The sequence below is a fragment of the Providencia sp. genome (assembly GCF_040396775.1).
Taxonomy (GTDB): Bacteria; Pseudomonadota; Gammaproteobacteria; order Enterobacterales; family Enterobacteriaceae; genus Providencia.
On record NZ_JBEBNT010000006.1, the window covers coordinates 106,362 to 123,321 of the forward strand.

Annotated in this window: 12 protein-coding genes; 5 read left to right on the plus strand and 7 right to left on the minus strand. The window is 39.7% G+C overall.

Annotated elements, in window-relative coordinates:
* Nucleotides 1–580: 580 nt before the first annotated feature.
* Both ABWP91_RS09225 and ABWP91_RS09230 read left to right on the plus strand, forming a co-directional pair.
* Nucleotides 581–1,129, plus strand: coding sequence for a YuaE family lipoprotein (locus ABWP91_RS09225; RefSeq protein ID WP_353243018.1), 549 nt, complete (start codon nucleotides 581–583; stop codon nucleotides 1,127–1,129).
* Nucleotides 1,126–6,648 (plus strand): hypothetical protein, encoded by a 5,523-nt coding sequence (locus ABWP91_RS09230; RefSeq protein ID WP_353243019.1) that lies wholly within the window; start codon nucleotides 1,126–1,128, stop codon nucleotides 6,646–6,648. The genes ABWP91_RS09225 and ABWP91_RS09230 overlap by 4 nt, the downstream gene beginning before the upstream one ends.
* A gap of 196 nt (nucleotides 6,649–6,844) precedes the next feature.
* On the opposite strand, the gene ABWP91_RS09235 is transcribed toward ABWP91_RS09230, so the two are convergent.
* The 3 genes from ABWP91_RS09235 to ABWP91_RS09245 form a co-directional block, all read right to left on the minus strand.
* Nucleotides 6,845–7,666 carry a helix-turn-helix transcriptional regulator gene (locus ABWP91_RS09235; protein ID WP_353243020.1) on the minus strand — a complete coding sequence of 274 codons (822 nt, stop codon included), beginning with the start codon at nucleotides 7,664–7,666 and terminating at the stop codon, nucleotides 6,845–6,847.
* Between the two features lie 890 nt (nucleotides 7,667–8,556).
* On the minus strand, nucleotides 8,557–8,925 hold the full coding sequence (locus tag ABWP91_RS09240) for a nitrous oxide-stimulated promoter family protein (protein ID WP_353243021.1): 369 nt from the start codon (nucleotides 8,923–8,925) through the stop codon (nucleotides 8,557–8,559).
* A 212-nt stretch (nucleotides 8,926–9,137) separates the two neighbouring features.
* A complete protein-coding gene (locus ABWP91_RS09245) occupies nucleotides 9,138–9,350 on the minus strand; it encodes a DUF465 domain-containing protein (protein ID WP_219246627.1) in 213 nt (70 codons plus the stop codon).
* A gap of 267 nt (nucleotides 9,351–9,617) precedes the next feature.
* Between ABWP91_RS09245 and eco the strand changes: the two genes are divergently transcribed.
* Nucleotides 9,618–10,094 (plus strand): serine protease inhibitor ecotin, encoded by a 477-nt coding sequence (eco, locus tag ABWP91_RS09250; RefSeq protein ID WP_353243092.1) that lies wholly within the window; start codon nucleotides 9,618–9,620, stop codon nucleotides 10,092–10,094.
* 44 nt (nucleotides 10,095–10,138) lie between these two features.
* Here the strand turns inward: eco and ABWP91_RS09255 are convergent, their stop codons facing one another.
* Nucleotides 10,139–10,576 carry a universal stress protein gene (locus ABWP91_RS09255; protein WP_353243022.1) on the minus strand — a complete coding sequence of 146 codons (438 nt, stop codon included), beginning with the start codon at nucleotides 10,574–10,576 and terminating at the stop codon, nucleotides 10,139–10,141.
* Between the two features lie 299 nt (nucleotides 10,577–10,875).
* Here ABWP91_RS09255 and ABWP91_RS09260 point away from each other — a divergent pair, with 299 nt between their 5' ends.
* Entirely contained in the window at nucleotides 10,876–11,805 is a 930-nt protein-coding gene (locus ABWP91_RS09260; protein ID WP_353243023.1) for a cation diffusion facilitator family transporter, read from the plus strand.
* A gap of 240 nt (nucleotides 11,806–12,045) precedes the next feature.
* Nucleotides 12,046–13,086 (plus strand): galactose-1-epimerase, encoded by a 1,041-nt coding sequence (locus ABWP91_RS09265; RefSeq protein ID WP_353243024.1) that lies wholly within the window; start codon nucleotides 12,046–12,048, stop codon nucleotides 13,084–13,086.
* 114 nt (nucleotides 13,087–13,200) lie between these two features.
* On the opposite strand, the gene ABWP91_RS09270 is transcribed toward ABWP91_RS09265, so the two are convergent.
* The 3 genes from ABWP91_RS09270 to prpB are packed head-to-tail and all read right to left on the minus strand — an operon-like array spanning nucleotide 13,201 to nucleotide 16,773.
* On the minus strand, nucleotides 13,201–14,655 hold the full coding sequence (locus tag ABWP91_RS09270) for a bifunctional 2-methylcitrate dehydratase/aconitate hydratase (protein WP_353243025.1): 1,455 nt from the start codon (nucleotides 14,653–14,655) through the stop codon (nucleotides 13,201–13,203).
* A gap of 13 nt (nucleotides 14,656–14,668) precedes the next feature.
* Nucleotides 14,669–15,832, minus strand: a complete 1,164-nt coding sequence (gene prpC, locus ABWP91_RS09275) for a bifunctional 2-methylcitrate synthase/citrate synthase (RefSeq protein ID WP_353243026.1) — start codon at nucleotides 15,830–15,832, stop codon at nucleotides 14,669–14,671.
* Between the two features lie 53 nt (nucleotides 15,833–15,885).
* Nucleotides 15,886–16,773 carry a methylisocitrate lyase gene (gene prpB, locus ABWP91_RS09280; protein ID WP_353243027.1) on the minus strand — a complete coding sequence of 296 codons (888 nt, stop codon included), beginning with the start codon at nucleotides 16,771–16,773 and terminating at the stop codon, nucleotides 15,886–15,888.
* Nucleotides 16,774–16,960 lie beyond the last annotated feature (187 nt).

The window sequence follows — 16,960 nt, forward strand, 5'->3', positions numbered from 1 at the left end:
GAGTTGGTATAATTACACAAGTGCTATGTAAGGTGTTTGTTAGGTTTTGTTTAACATAACCCATTGAGTATACATGAAATTTATTGGATGCAGTCTTTTTGTAATTAAGCTTTAGGTGAAGTTACTTATTTTGAGGTAAGTTGGTTGTACTTAAATGTTTTAGAGCAGCTTAAGGCTATGAGAGTGGTTAATACACTTTTTTTGTGTGCTAAAAACTATTTTATTTGTTAGTAAGTGTTACAGCCAGAAGATAAAAAAGAATCCGGGCTTTGTGTTATTGAACTGTTATGTTTATGGTTACATAAACTCGTAAAATAATGTTTGGATAACATAATATAATTAAATAGCACCTTAAAGGTGTTAATTTATGGCTGGGTTGCTGCATTAATAAGAAAAGCTCATAAAAGGAACGCTAGGGTAGCGATAAAATAAATTTAAAACTAAAATTATTTTAATCATAAATTTATGAGATGGCTCTATTTCTACATTCGGGCTTATAGAAAATAACTAGTTTTTAGCTTACACTAGGTTTCTTGGACATCATTATAATAGCGAAGAAAAGTACTGGTAAGGTAACCATATGTTTTTAAAAAATAAATTTCATGTTGCATCTTTGCTTATAGCAGGTACGGCTCTTCTTTCTGGCTGTACATTTGGCTCAGACACATACAATACAGCAACGCCGAATACCCCGAGTAAACAAACAGTAACAGCAAATACCGCTCCAGCTGCTGAACAGCCAGCCGTAAATGCAACTCAAACTGATGATTCTTACCCTGAATCACAAAAAGTGTTAAATAGCGCTATTAATCGCACACCAATAGCGTCAACAACTTATGGACAAGGTGGCGCTGACCAACAAACATTTGCTCACCTAAATACGTGTGTTAAGGAATTAAACGCACTAAAAACACTTTCGCCAAAAGATTACAACCGTTTAGTAGGTTCATTTAAAGAAGTTAGCGAAATCAACCGTCTCTATAGAGAAGTTGAAGGCACCGCTAGCCCTGACACAATTGAATTACTGCAAATGGCGATTGAGTCTAAAACGAAAGTACTTTGTGCAAAAGTTCGCTATAACTCAGTATTGTCTACCGAATCAACATTGAAGAAAATTAGTGGATTATGAGAATAAACCTTAGACTTTGTGTGTCGCTGGCACTTGTTACGACATTTTTTAGTCATGCTCCAAAAGCAGACAAATTTAATAGTGTTATTGATGATTTTGATACTTACCTTCAATTGGAAAATGAAGGAAAAGTAAAAGAGCAAAAACAGCAACAACAGCCAGTTAATACACAAGTTCAAGGTTACGATATTTTCTCTTCACTATCGACGGTGCCTGCGCCAAAGGAAAGACAAAAGTCCGCGGCGGCGAATAAAGGAACCAAAGGTAAGGCAACAGGTAAAAGAAAATCAGGCGCAGCATCGGCAAATCAAGTCGATGCGGCTAAATCGATGCCAATAGAACCAGAAAAAACAACTTTTTCTGATGTCTGTGCGGTGACAATAAGTAACGCTTCTGCACCAATTTTACTCTCATCTTATCCTTATTTTTTCCAAAGTAACCAATGGCACCCTGAATATTTAGCAAGGGACTTTGCCAAATATCAGCTAGTTCTTGATCCTCTAGGGTTATATTCCTCTAAATTCGCAAGACCGTCAGGAATAGATGCTTCAGCCTATCTTGAGCAGCTTGCACAATTAATTGAACGCCAACAGTTAACCAATTTATATAAGTTTGGGATTGCTCAAGGCGTTGGCCAACTTATTTCTTATAACAATTTGTTAAACGATGAGCAGCTTGTTGCGGAGCTAATTAATCATAATAAGAGTATTGCGCAATTAACTCAGATAATTACAGAAAAAGAATTTGCAATTAATCAGCTCAATGAAGATGTTAAGCAAAATAAAAATCAAATAGCGCAATTACAAGCACTATTAAATTCATCTTCAGATGATCAATCGTTAATTGATACGCTAAACCGTAAACTGGCAGAAGCAGAAAAAACGATTGAACAAAAACAAAATAATTTAACGCAGCTTAGCCAAGCAAATCAGCAAACCCAGGAAACGATTGCACAGCTTGAAAAACAATTAAATGAAAGTGCAATTGAACAATCTAAAATTAAACAGCAGCTTGCGGAGAAAGAGCAACTGTATGTCGCTGCAAATTTAAAAATTGAACAGCTAACAGCAGATATTGCGAAATTAGAGCTAGATGCTAAAAACCAATTGCAACTTGTAGGGAATACAGATGAACAAGTGAAATTGGTGACGAATGAGCTCTTGCAGCAAAAAGAATTACTCAAACAAAAAGAAATTGAACTCAATACTGCAAAAAGTGAAAAAGATGATGTCCAGTCAGCTTTGAGCGCTCAACAAGCAGGCGCTAGACAATTAGAGCAGCAAAACCAGCAATTATTGGCTCAGTTGGCAGAAAAAGAACAGTTGGCGGAAAAAATCCAAGCTTCGTTAGTAGAAAAAACAGCGCAAGCAGAACAAAAAGTTGCACTCGAAAAAGCGTTAAAAGAGGCGCAAACAGCGCAAAGTACGCTCGTGGCTCAGTTAGCTTTAAGTGAAAAGCAACAGGCGGATCTTCAAGCTAAACTCAGTCAAAATGAACAGAATTATGCTACTGCACAAACTCAGTTGCAAAAAGCGGATGCGGATTTACAGCAACTGCGCAAAGATGTCGAAAAACAAACGGCATTGCTAAATCAAGCGAGTGATGAGCAAGTTAAAGCCATCACCGCGGATTTAAATAAACAGGTTGCGTTGCTAAAACAAAAAGAAGATGGGCTGAAAAAAGCGGAAGCCGACAGCCAATCAACCCGTGATGCGCTGGCGAAGCAGCAAGCTGCGGCCAAAGAGCTTGAACAGAAAAACCAGCAATTATCGGCGCAGTTAACGGAAAAATCGCAACAAGCCGATAAAATCCAAGTAGAGCTAGTGGCTCAAACGGCGAAAGCAGCGGATAAAGCGGCGTTAGAAAGCGAATTAGCGGCAGCGAAAAAACAGCTAACTGAACATGAATCAATGCAAAATACATTGGCGAAGCAATTAGCGGCCAGTGAAAAGCAACAGGCGGATCTTCAAGCCAAACTCAGTCAAAATGAACAGAATTATGCTACTGCACAAACTCAGTTGCAAAAAGCGGATGCGGATTTACAGCAACTGCGCAAAGATGTCGAAAAACAAACGGCATTGCTAAATCAAGCGAGTGATGAGCAAGTTAAAGCCATCACCGCGGATTTAAATAAACAGGTTGCGTTGCTAAAACAAAAAGAAGATGGGCTGAAAAAAGCGGAAGCCGACAGCCAATCAACCCGTGATGCGCTGGCGAAGCAGCAAGCTGCGGCCAAAGAGCTTGAACAGAAAAACCAGCAATTATCGGCGCAGTTAACGGAAAAATCGCAACAAGCCGATAAAATCCAAGTAGAGCTAGTGGCTCAAACGGCGAAAGCAGCGGATAAAGCGGCGTTAGAAAGCGAATTAGCGGCAGCGAAAAAACAGCTAACTGAACATGAATCAATGCAAAATACATTGGCGAAGCAATTAGCGGCCAGTGAAAAGCAACAGGCGGATCTTCAAGCCAAACTCAGTCAAAATGAACAGAATTATGCTACTGCACAAACTCAGTTGCAAAAAGCGGATGCGGATTTACAGCAACTGCGCAAAGATGTCGAAAAACAAACGGCATTGCTAAATCAAGCGAGTGATGAGCAAGTTAAAGCCATCACCGCGGATTTAAATAAACAGGTTGCGTTGCTAAAACAAAAAGAAGATGGGCTGAAAAAAGCGGAAGCCGACAGCCAATCAACCCGTGATGCGCTGGCGAAGCAGCAAGCTGCGGCCAAAGAGCTTGAACAGAAAAACCAGCAATTATCGGCGCAGTTAACGGAAAAATCGCAACAAGCCGATAAAATCCAAGTAGAGCTAGTGGCTCAAACGGCGAAAGCAGCGGATAAAGCGGCGTTAGAAAGCGAATTAGCGGCAGCGAAAAAACAGCTAACTGAACATGAATCAATGCAAAATACATTGGCGAAGCAATTAGCGGCCAGTGAAAAGCAACAGGCGGATCTTCAAGCCAAACTCAGTCAAAATGAACAGAATTATGCTACTGCACAAACTCAGTTGCAAAAAGCGGATGCGGATTTACAGCAACTGCGCAAAGATGTCGAAAAACAAACGGCATTGCTAAATCAAGCGAGTGATGAGCAAGTTAAAGCCATCACCGCGGATTTAAATAAACAGGTTGCGTTGCTAAAACAAAAAGAAGATGGGCTGAAAAAAGCGGAAGCCGACAGCCAATCAACCCGTGATGCGCTGGCGAAGCAGCAAGCTGCGGCCAAAGAGCTTGAACAGAAAAACCAGCAATTATCGGCGCAGTTAACGGAAAAATCGCAACAAGCCGATAAAATCCAAGTAGAGCTAGTGGCTCAAACGGCGAAAGCAGCGGATAAAGCGGCGTTAGAAAGCGAATTAGCGGCAGCGAAAAAACAGCTAACTGAACATGAATCAATGCAAAATACATTGGCGAAGCAATTAGCGGCCAGTGAAAAGCAACAGGCGGATCTTCAAGTCAAACTCAGTCAAAATGAACAAAATTTCACAACTGCTCAAGGGCAGTTGGATAAAGCCAATGCGGGCTTGCAAAAATTGCAAAAAGAGGTTGAAAAGCAAACTGCATTAATAGGGCAAGAGAATGATAAGCAAGTCAAAGCATTAACCCTTGACCTTAATAAGCAAGTTGCGTTATTGCAAGAAAAAGAAGCTGATTTGAAAAAAGCCCAAGCAGAAAGTCAGGCAACGCGTGACGCATTAGCGAAGCAGCAAGCAACAGAGAAAACTCTAACTGAGCAAAATCAACAATTGGCTGCGCAATTGAGTGAAAAAGCTCAGCAAGCCGATAAAATCCAAGCATTACTGTCTGCCCAAACGACTAAAGCGGAAGGTAAAGCTAACTTAGAAAGTGAGTTAGCATTAGCACAGAAACAACTCGCTGAGCACCAAAGTGCACAAAATGCGTTAGCCAAACAAGTGGCTGATAGCGAAAAGAATCAAGCTGAACTGCAAGCATTGCTTAAGAAAAATGAGCAGAATTATGTCACTGCGCAAGATCAATTAAATGCTGCAAATTCAGAGCTTAAAACATTAAAAGCGAATGTAGAAACTAAAACTGCATTAATGAACCAAGCTACAGAGCAGCAAATCAAAGCGTTAACTGTTGATTTAAATAAACAAATTTCACTGTTAAAACAAAAAGAAGATGGCTTGAAGAAAGCGGAGACAGATAGCCGCTTAGCGAAAGATGCATTGACGAAACAGCAAGTAACATCGAAAGAATTAGAGCAGAAAAATCAGCAACTTTCCGCTCAACTGAAAGAGAAAACCCAGCAAGCCGATAAAATCCAAGCGTCACTTGTTGAGCAATCCGCTAAAGTTGCACAAAAAATTACGCTAGAATCTGAACTTGCACTTGCTAAGCAGCAATTACAAGAGCATCAAGCGGTTCAAAATACGCTTTCCAAACAATATACCGAAAGCCAGAAACAACAGCAGCAACTCCAAGCCACATTAACGCAAAATGAGCAAAATTACACGGCTGCTCAGAAGCAGTTAGCTCAGGCGAATGATAACTTGCAAAAACTGCAAAAAGACGTTGAAAAACAAACGGCATTAATTGGCCAAGCCAGTGATAAGCAAGTAAAAGAATTAACTGCAGATTTGAATAAACAGTTAGCGCTGTTGAAGCAAAAAGAAGATGTTTTGGCTAAACTGGGTTCAGATAAAAAAGCAATTCAAGATGCGCTTGCAGCACAAGAAAGTGAGAAGAAAAAACTCGAATTACAAAATTCACAATTTGTGAAACAAACCAAAGAGCAAGAAACGCAGATTAGCAAACTTGAAAACGATATTGCGGCTAAAGCTAAAAAGCAAGCAGAGGTTGAGTCTCAACTTGCTGATGCAAATAAACAAATTAGTGCCTTGAAATTAGATGCTCAAAAGCTGGGGTCTGCAACAAAAGCAGAAACAGAATTAGCTTCCGCAAAAGATCAATTAAAAAAATTACAAGCTGAGTTAGATGCACAAAAATCACTTTCCAGTGATGAAGCACTTAAATCGCAAATTATGGATTTAAATCGTCGCATAACGCTGTTGCAAGATGAAAACAATGCGTTAAAAGCGAAAGGTAAAACGGGGGCAAACGCAGGGTTAGCGGGGCGTGTGCCACCAAGCAAAGATACTAAAGTGATCGCGGAAGAGAATGCCAAGAAAAATCAGAAGCTAATTCAAGATATTACGGCACAAAAATACAGTAAATTGGATAACAATACATACTATAAAATTATCCAGCGTGGGACGCCGATTACTGATGTTAAAAAGAAAGATATCACCTTTATTATGAGGGAGCAGTTAACGGATGGGACCGTAACGGTAATGTATACAGATAAAAACCCAGTAACGCTGCCTTATAATGAGCTACCAACACCATTAAACTCGTTTGTTGAACGTGCAGGGGAAGGTGGGATGGTGAAAGTCTACATTAAGCCAGAAGGTGGTTATGGGGTGGCAGGGATCCCAGGTGAAATACCGCCAAATTCCATGTCTATCATTGACTTGAAGATAATGAAAGTCAAGTAAGCGAATAATTAGTTTAGATTTTGAAAGGGCGATTTGTCATCAAGGCAAATTGCCTTTTTTATGACGAAGAGTTGATGATAGAAAAGGGGGACAAAAAAGAAAGGGAAATGTTGGCTGCCTTTCTGCCAGATTATAGTTAAATCAAAAATTTCTATAACTGACAGGGCATGTGTCTATGCTCGGTTTTATTGAGTAATTAAGCGGTTATTCTTGATTTACTCGGGGTATAACCAAATCGCTTTCGATAGCTCTGTGTAAAATAAGATTGGCTAGAGAAGCCTGCTTCCATCGAAATCTCAACAATACTCATTGCTGTATTTACCAATAATTGGTGTGCATACATGATCCGTTTTTCACTGATCCATGAACGAGGTGATGTTGCGTAAACGGTATTAAATAACTCCTTAAATGTTGTTAAACCCATCCCAAAGGTACGAGCGAATTCACTTAACTTCCACTCTTTCAAATAGTTATTTTCCATAAATAGCTGCAATCGCTGGGCTTGGCGGTTGCTTAATTGTTTAAAGTTGGAAAGTAAAATAGTACCTTGTTCACTGTAGGATAATAGCAGCAATAATTCGCTGACGCGTAATGCTACGATGACTTCAGGGTAATCATGATCAATGATTGCGTTTAAGCTATTTTTGATATCTTCAATTAAAGGATATGAGGTAAATTTGATGATATCGGATGACGTGTCTTCAAACCGTTCGATTTCACTCAATTGTGAACCGTGTAGCGTAATAAACTCACGTAAAAAGTCATCCTCTAAGCCTATCCAGAGCAGCTGGCAATCTGTTGCAAAATCAGCTGACTGAAATGAGTAAGATCCTTGCTTATGGTATAGGATATCGCCTGCATTTAAGGTTTGCATATTCGCAGGGGTTTCCAGCAATAAGGTTCCTGTTTCAACGATAATAATCCCTTTGGATGTTAAGTCGATAATGGTATGAGCCATCCCCTTATCTATAGTCATTTTTTTTATAACTTGCTGATTTAAATTGCTTTTGATTTGCATTATAGTCACCTAAGTAGTCGTATTAATACTATTCAAACATTACTATCGAAATTAAATATCAATAAATGAAACTGTCTTGATATAAAAAATCGACATTACTTGTATGGTTGAAATTATATAAATCGATTATTTATGTGTCATTTTGTTATTTTAAATATAAATAAATGTTTCAAAATATGATTTTTCCGAATCATATGGTCTTTTTGTTCGATTTTATCAATGCAATAAAAGTTCTGTTTTTATAATATTCCAGTGTTATGGGTAACATTTGGTTTATTGTTCTAATTTGTTCATTTCAGCCAGTTGTAAATTTTTTATTGTTTTTTACCCTTTAATCGTGTTTTTTTTCGTTTTTGTATAGAGTCATCATTTTTAGTGCGGTAATCGGTTTTATTGCCATGTTAATAATTGATTAAACATTCGTAAAAAATATAAATAATAAATAATTCTTATGTTTTTATTAATTGTTTACTTTAGTTATTTATTTAATTAATCGACTTGATTAGATATTTTTATCAAAATAGCATTTAACTGCATAATAATGAGACATATGTCTCTATTTTTAATTGATAGGTGGCGTTAATGGTTTTAATAGGTAATATAAATATAGATTTTGGTAATTAGTTATTTTGGGTTACTATTTTTTAAAACGGAATATCTAAGTCATAAATAGTCAGTGTTGAGGTGATGGATCTAGGTGCTTCTCATTTTTATATTTATGTATAAAAAATGTTTTTCATAAAAAGTGTAAATATATCAGTTGGGTATTGATAATTTCCATAGGGTGAGACAAAACTGAAAGAATAAGGTCATCTTATGTAAATAAGCATACAAAACCTAGCTTATACTTATATGGATTATGCTGTAATTTTTTTGCCATTAAGTTAATTCTACTTTTTTATGTTTTGGGTCTGAGGTGTACGCTTGCTGACTTTAGCAGGAAGGTCGGGAACAGGCTTACGATCATCAAGTAAATGCCGAATGGCGAGTATTGGGTGATGTAATAGCATTTTAGGGCCAGCCCAGCGCATTACTAACTTCATTTGTTCTCGCATCTTCGGTTGGTAGCAGTGAATAGGGCATTGCTTGCAGGCAGGTTTTTCTTCGCCATAGCGGCATTTCTCTAAGCGATTAATAGCATAAGCAAAAAGCGTTTGATAAAAATCAGGGGTGTCACTGGATGCTGGGTGCGCTTTTTCATAGATATTAATCATTTTCTCAATCGTTTTAATTTCCCGATTTATTCGTTTACCAGCCATGATAACCCCCCGTCCAAGAAAAACATGCATTTAATATACATGTTAATGGTTTCAATAGAAAGCTTATGGGAGCTTAACGAGGGATTCTTTGATAGAGTTCAATAAATTTGGGGATAATGAAAAAGAGGGTTAACCCGCAGGTTACCCTCTTTAACTGAAACCACTTGGATACTCAATAAAAAGATAAACTTATTGAGTCTATCTTTAATAGGTTACAGACTAGATTGCATTATTTTTTGCATTTCATCTTTAAGATGTAATTTTTCTTTTTTTAGTTTGACTACGTGCTCGTTGTAGCCAGCGCCAGAAGGGCCTTCGAGTTTACTGATTTCTTTATCGAGTTGGTGATGCTTTTCATATAGCGTTTGAAAACGGGGATGTGTGGATACTAATTTTGAAACTAAATCTTGATCTGCTGATAACATACTACCTCCTCAGAATGTATTAAGCCTCAAATTTAGTATAATCAGTGCGTATATTTTGTGCATTAAATTAGCGGATAATTTACATAATTTTTATCATTTTTATGATCCTTATACTAAAATTAAGTATTATTACGCCTATCTACTGTGGAAAACCTATATTTTTGTAATTAAGAATCATCTATAGTGATAATTGTAGTGTAATTGACTTACTATGTAGTGGAACTTAGAGTTTTTAATTGATTTTCTCTTTTGAAATAGGAATAAATGATGAAGAAAGCGATTTTATCTGTAATGGCAGCGGCACTTGTCTCATCTTGTGCAGTAGCAACGGAGGACTTGGAAAAGATCGCACCATATCCAAAAGCAGAATCAGGTATGACTCGTCATGTGATTCAACTCGCGAACCAGCAAAATGAAAATAACTTTATGGTTGAGCTGGTCATTGGCAAAACGATTAAAGCAGATTGTAACCACCAGTGGTTTATGGGTGATCTTGATAAGAAAACGTTAGACGGTTGGGGCTACGACTACTATAAACTGGATGAAATTAAAGGGCCTGCATCAACGATGATGGGCTGTACTAAGCCAGCTGAAGATCGTTTTATTACCACGCAATTAGGTGATGATGCGTTTGTTCGTTATAACAGCAAACTCCCTATCGTTGTCTATGCGCCTGCTGATATGGATGTAAAATATCGTGTTTGGTCAACAGACGATAAACTGATTGATTCCACCAAAAAATAAATAAAAAATGCCGCAAATTAGCGGCATTTTTTTTATCCTGTATTTTAACGGATCACAAAGACCGATGTTTTCGCATGGCGAACAATCGCCGACGCGGTTGAACCTAATAAATAGGTTGAGGTGCTTGGGTGGTGTGAACCGACCATAATTAAATCTGCATCAATTTCTTGTGCATAATCCAAGATTTCATCTTTCGCTGATCCAATGCTTACTTTGCAACTAATCTGATTATCTGGGACTTTAATATCTTTAATTATTTCTTCTAAAGCGCGTATGGCTAAAATTGAGCGTTCTGCAGAATTTTTCTGGCTCTCAGGTAGTGCGGCGATTTCAATACCAAAAAATAATTCAACACTCGGAATGACAGATAAAAAATGAATTTCAGGCGCCCCCAGCATGGCTAAGGCTTCAACGTGTTTTATGATGTCCTGATTTAGTTCATCCTCTAACAAATCAATAGGAACTAGAATTTTTTTATACATAGCCACCTCATCCATATGTTATTTGAAATCGATTATAGCAATTCACTATTTATATACTATAAGTTAAATAAGCTGGAAGAAATGCTTTTAAGTGCGCATTTATCGCTATTTTAAACAATGAGCGCATTTGTCACCAAAAATAAAGAATAATCATTTTCATCTAAACTAACTGGTTACAATTTATGATGAGACATTTAACATTTAATGTGCGAATATCAACTGAGTGTTTATTTAACTTATTGATTTAAAAAGTTTATTTAAATGATAATTATTTTGTTTTTCATTAAAGAAATGATGATATGAATAAAAATGAAGCAGTGGCTCAGCCAAGCAAGGAGTTTGTGGTTCAACAAGCTAAATTTAAGGCTGCGAAAAAAAGCACGTTAATCAGTGTGTTGGTCAATACGCTGTTATCTATTTGGCAGATTATTATTGGTGTTCTTTCCCACTCATCGGGTTTAATCGCTGATGGGATCCATACATTATCCGATTTAATCGCAGATTTTGTTGTTCTAATCGCCAATAAAAAGAGCCACAAAAAGCCAGATGAAGACCACCCTTATGGGCATTTTCGTTATGAAAATGGGGCATCATTAATTTTGGGGATTATTTTATTGATTGTTGGGGTGGGAATGGTGTGGTCTGCCATTGAGAAACTGCTCAATCCTGATTTGATCCCTGAAGTTCATATGATTGCATTAGTGGCAGCCTTGATTGCGTTAGTTGCAAAGGAAGGTTTATTCCGTTACATGCTACACGTGGCTAAGAAAGTTAATTCGAGTATGTTGGTTGCAAATGCATGGCATGCACGTTCTGACGCGGCATCTTCTTTGGTTGTAGCGATTGGTATTGTTGGTAACTTATGTGGCCTGCGTATTTTCGATCCTCTCGCTGCGATGATTGTAGGGACATTTGTTTTTAGGATGGGCTTTAAATTTACCAATCAATCAATGCAAGATTTAATGGACAAAGGTGCTGATGAAGAGACATTGCAAGAAATTCGCGATGTATTAGATAGCATCGATGAATTATCAGGCTACCATGATTTAAAAACCCGTAAATCAGGGGATTTTTTATTAGTTGATGTACATTTAGAGCTTGATGGAGATATGAGCATTACACAAGGGCATGATATTGCTGTTAATACGCGTAAAAAATTGATGGGAAATCCACAAATTTTAGATGTAATGACCCACTTAGATCCCTACGACAAGCACACCAAGCATTAATAAAATTGTGACTAATACATTTTCGAAATAACCGAGTCTTGTATCTTACTCGGTTATTTTTTTGTTGTATTAAAATAAGATCAGCTAATAAGATATTGCACTCAATAGGTAACCAGTGGAAAATCAATTTGTTGTTGCAGGATGGAACGATTTTTTTTGCTCATGCGGAAGGGGCGGTTGAGCAAATGTTAATTTTAACCCCTTCAGCTAAATAGATTACTATCAAATATTGAGGGAAAAATGCGGTTTACTCAAGAACAACGTCATACTATCCGATCGCCAAAAGTTATTGCTCTGACCAATCAAAATGGAATGAAAATTTTACTCACAAGCTTAGGCGCCAGCTGGGTTAGCTGCATATTACCTTTAGCAAGTGGTAAGCGGGATGTGGTATTAGGGTCACCCAATATGGCGAAGCAGATGGAGCAGGGGGTCTATCTTGGCGCGACCATCGGGCGAGTTGCAAACCGCATTTGTGGCTCTCGATTTACGTTAAATAGCCAGCAATACACCGTTTTTAATAATCAAGACAAGCACTGCTTACACGGTGGAAAAGATAACTTTAGCTATCGAATTTGGGGAATTATTCAGCCAAGTCCGTGCAAAGCGGTTTTTTCGTTGACTTCGCCAGCGGGGGATCAAGGCTTTCCTGGGACACTATTGGTTGAGGTAAGCTATGAGCTAACTGAAGATAATCAAGTGGTTATTGATTATAAATACCAGTCAACAGAAGACTGCCCAGTGAACCTGACGAATCACACTTATTTTAACCTTGCAGGGGAAGATTCAGCTCGAACCGCATTTGAACATGACTTGCAGATAGCGGCCGATACGTTTTTACCTACAACCGCAGAAGGCCTCCCGACAGGAGAGTGGCGGGATGTGACGGAGACGAACTTTGATTTTCGTGTGGGTAAACGCATTGGGCGAGACTTTTTACAGGATGAGGTACAAGCCGCAGTTGGCGGGTATGACCATACGTTTATCTTCAATAGTGGTATCGCTGATGGGCAGCAAACAGCAGTAACACTCGGCGCGCCTGATAGCGATGTGCAGATGAAAATAACCACGACGATGCCTGCAATACACGTTTATAGTGGCAATCAATTATTTGCGATTGCAGGTAAAAGCCAAATTTATACGGCATATTCAGGCGTGGCTTTAGAGACGCAGTTTCCGCCTGATGCAGTTAATCACCCTGAATGGGGCGATTTGTATACAGGGATTGCGAAAGCACAACAGGTTTACACTAGCCAAACTCGCTATCAATTTATTTTCTAATTTATTGATTTTCGGCTGATAACACAAAGCAGGAAAAACTACGCTTTTATCCTGCTTTGTCAACAACCTCTCGCCATAATCTAGCGGCGTTTTAGTCTTAAATATGGATAGAATTTAAATCACGAATAAATCCATATATTCATTCACTGGCATTTTTTCTAACATGGGCTTATCGAGTGATGCCTGAAGAATACGCAGCTGCTGAGCCTCAGGAAACTGCCTTGCCAAATTAATTCTAAATTTCTTCAATAACAGCGGCATCCCTTCTTTACGGCGGCGTTTATGGCCTACAGGGTACTCAATTACCACTTCATTCAACACCTGACCATCATTTAACGTAATTATTAATCCATTAGAAATCGAACGTTTATCTGGGTCATGGTAATCGGCGGTAAATTGCGTATCTTCATGGCAATGCATTTTGGCACGAAGCGCATCAATACGGCTATCTTGTGCAATATTATCTTCATAGTCGGCTGCGGTGAGCCGCCCAAAAATTAATGGCACTGCCACCATATATTGTATGCAATGATCGCGGTCAGCAGGATTATTGAGTGGGCCTTTCTTATCTATAATGCGAATACAAGCTTCATGAGTGCGAATTGCAATTGATGCAATATCATCGGCACTTTTACCCATTGCGACTAATGTTTGATGAAGCTGTAGTGCAGCTTCGACGGCCGTTTGTGAATGAAACTCAGCAGGGAAAGAAATTTTAAACAGCACGTTCTCCATGACATAGGAACCGTAAGGGCGTTGGAAGCGAAGCGGCTGACCCTTAAATAAAACGTCATAAAACCCCCAGGTTTTGGCGGTCAATGCCGTTGGGTAGCCCATTTCACCTTTTTGCGCCATCAAGGCGAGCCTAACTGCACGGGAAGTTGCATCGCCAGCCGCCCACGATTTTCGTGACCCTGTATTTGGCGCATGGCGATAAGTCCGTAAGCTGTGACCATCAATCCATGCTTGGGAAACGGCATTGAGGATCTGTTCGCGGTTTAAACCGAGCATTTGTGCGACGACTGCGGTTGAGGCGACTTTGACTAAAATAACATGGTCGAGTCCCACTTTATTAAAGGCATTTTCAAGAGCAATACACCCTTGGATTTCGTGTGCTTTAATCATGGCAGTTAATACATCTTTGATGATTAAAGGTTTTTTGCCTTTGGCTAGATTTTCCCGAGACAACCAATCGGCAGTAGCAAGAATACCGCCTAAGTTATCGGAAGGGTGGCCCCATTCGGCAGCAAGCCAAGTGTCGTTAAAATCAAGCCAGCGGCACATTGTACCAATATTAAAAGCTCCTTGAACGGGGTCTAACTGAAATTGTGTACCCGGAATTTTAGTGCCATTAGGGACGATGGTTCCCGGCACAATTGGGCCTAACAGCTTTTTGCAAGCAGGATATTCTAGCGATTCCATGCCACAGCCCAGTGTATCAAGCAGGCAATGATAGGCGGTATCGTAAGCTAGCTCAGAAACAATTGGGTAATCCATTACATAATCAACAATGTCACTGATCACACTATCAAATTCAATTTTATGAGAACTCACGGTTTGTGTTGTCATTATTTTACCTTTATTAACGCTGTTCTATCGGAATGAATAATTGATTCTCTGGCCCAATATAATTGGCAGATGGACGAATAATTTTATTGTCTTGTCGCTGTTCGATGATATGGGCAGACCAACCCGCAGTCCGCGCCATGACAAAGAGTGGTGTAAACATAGCAGTCGGTATGCCCATTAAGTGATAGGCCACCGCGGAGAACCAATCTAAATTTGGGAACATGCCTTTTTCACGTTTCATTACCGTTTCGATACGGTCGGCAATACTGTATAAATGGCGATTTAAATTTTGCTCTGAAAGCTGTAATGCCACAGATTTAATGATGGGATGGCGCGGGTCGGCAAGGGTATACACAGGGTGACCAAAGCCAATGATGACGTCTTTATTATGAATACGAGCAATGATATCTTGCTCCGCTTCATTCATTGAAGCATAGCGCTGCTGAATTTCTAATGAAACCTCATTTGCTCCACCGTGTTTTGGCCCTCGTAAGGCAGCGATTGCTCCTGTCATCGCGGAGTAAAAATCTGTTCCCGTGCCAGCAATAACACGAGCGGCAAATGTTGAGGCGTTAAATTCATGTTCCGCATACAAAATTGCGGCAATATGCATGAATTTTTCCCACTGAGCAGGTGGTTTTTTGCCATGCAGTAAATGCAAAAAATGTGCGCCAATTGAGTCGTCATCGGTTTGCGTTTCGATGCGACGACCATGATGGCTGAAGTGGTACCAGTACAGCAGCATTGAACCTAATGAGGCTAACAACCGGTCGGCAATATCTTTGGCACCTGAAAACGGGTGTGCGTCTTTTTCGGGAAGCACGCAACCCATCATCGAAACTCCTGTGCGCATGACATCCATAGGATGGGCGTTGGCAGGAATGGATTCTAAAGTTTGCTTCACACTCGCGGGTAACCCACGGTAGGATTTTAGTTTTTCTTTATAAGCGGTGAGTTCGGTTTGCGTGGGAAGCTTGTCGTGTATCAGTAGATATGCAACTTCTTCAAATTCGCATTGGGTGGCTAAATCATGGATATCAAACCCGCGATAATGCAGGTCATTTCCATTGCGCCCTACGGTACAAAGTGCTGTATTTCCCGCAGGAACGCCCGAAAGTGCAACGGATTTTTTTGGTTTAAATTGGGGTGTTTCAGTGCTACTAAGTTGTTCATTCATCGTAATTTCCTTGTAAGGGATTGAGGAGGCTCAACTTGGTGCTGCCTGCGTGCCTATGATTTTTTTTGCGAAAATAGTGCGTCCAATTTTTGTTCATAATCGTAGTAATGAATGCTTTGATATAGCTCATCACGTGTTTGCATCAATGGAACGACGCTTTTCTGCGTGCCTTCATGGCGTATCGCTGTGTAGACCTGCTCTGCGGCTTTATTCATTGCTCGAAAGGCTGACAATGGATAAAGTGCAATCGCGATACCGACGCTACGAAGTTCATCTAAGGTAAACAATGGGGTTTGGCCAAATTCGGTGAGATTCGCGAGAACAGGGGCGGGGGTATTTTGAGTAAACTGTTGATACATAGTCAGTTCAGTAATCGCCTCCGGGAATAACATGTCCGCACCTGCTTCGAGGTAAGCTTGAGCGCGTTCAAGCGCCGCATCAAGTCCCTCGACGGCGAGTGCATCTGTGCGAGCCATAATCACAAAGCTGTCATTGGTGCGGGCATCTACCGCGGCTTTGATCCTATCCACCATTTCTTGTGTCGATACGATTTCTTTATTAGGGCGATGGCCACAACGTTTCGCCCCGACCTGATCCTCAAGGTGTAAGCCTGCCGCACCTGCTTTGCAAAATGACTTGACGGTACGAACGACATTAAAGGCAGATGGCCCAAAACCAATATCGGCATCGACCATCAGGGGTAAATCACAAACATCTGTAATACGGCGAATATCAATCAATACATCATCTAGGGTAGAAATCCCTAAGTCTGGCATACCTAACGACCCCGCGGCGACGCCACCACCGGATAAATAAATGGCTTTGTAGCCAGCTTGTTGAGCAAGAAGGGCGTGATTGGCGTTGATAGTTCCCACTAACTGAAGAGGGGACTCTTGGGCGACAGCATCACGGAATTTTTGTCCGGCAGGAATAGATGACATAGCAGCCTCTCGATTGTTAATAAATTGTTTTTTATTTAAGGTAACTATAGTCATATAGCAATTGTCATGCCAACTGGCATAGACATTAATGTTAATAATAAAGCGTTAAAAATTAGTGGGTTAAAAAAGGCGTGGATTTGTGACAAGGAAAACAAATTTATCATTCATAGTTAGCATGTTTCATTGA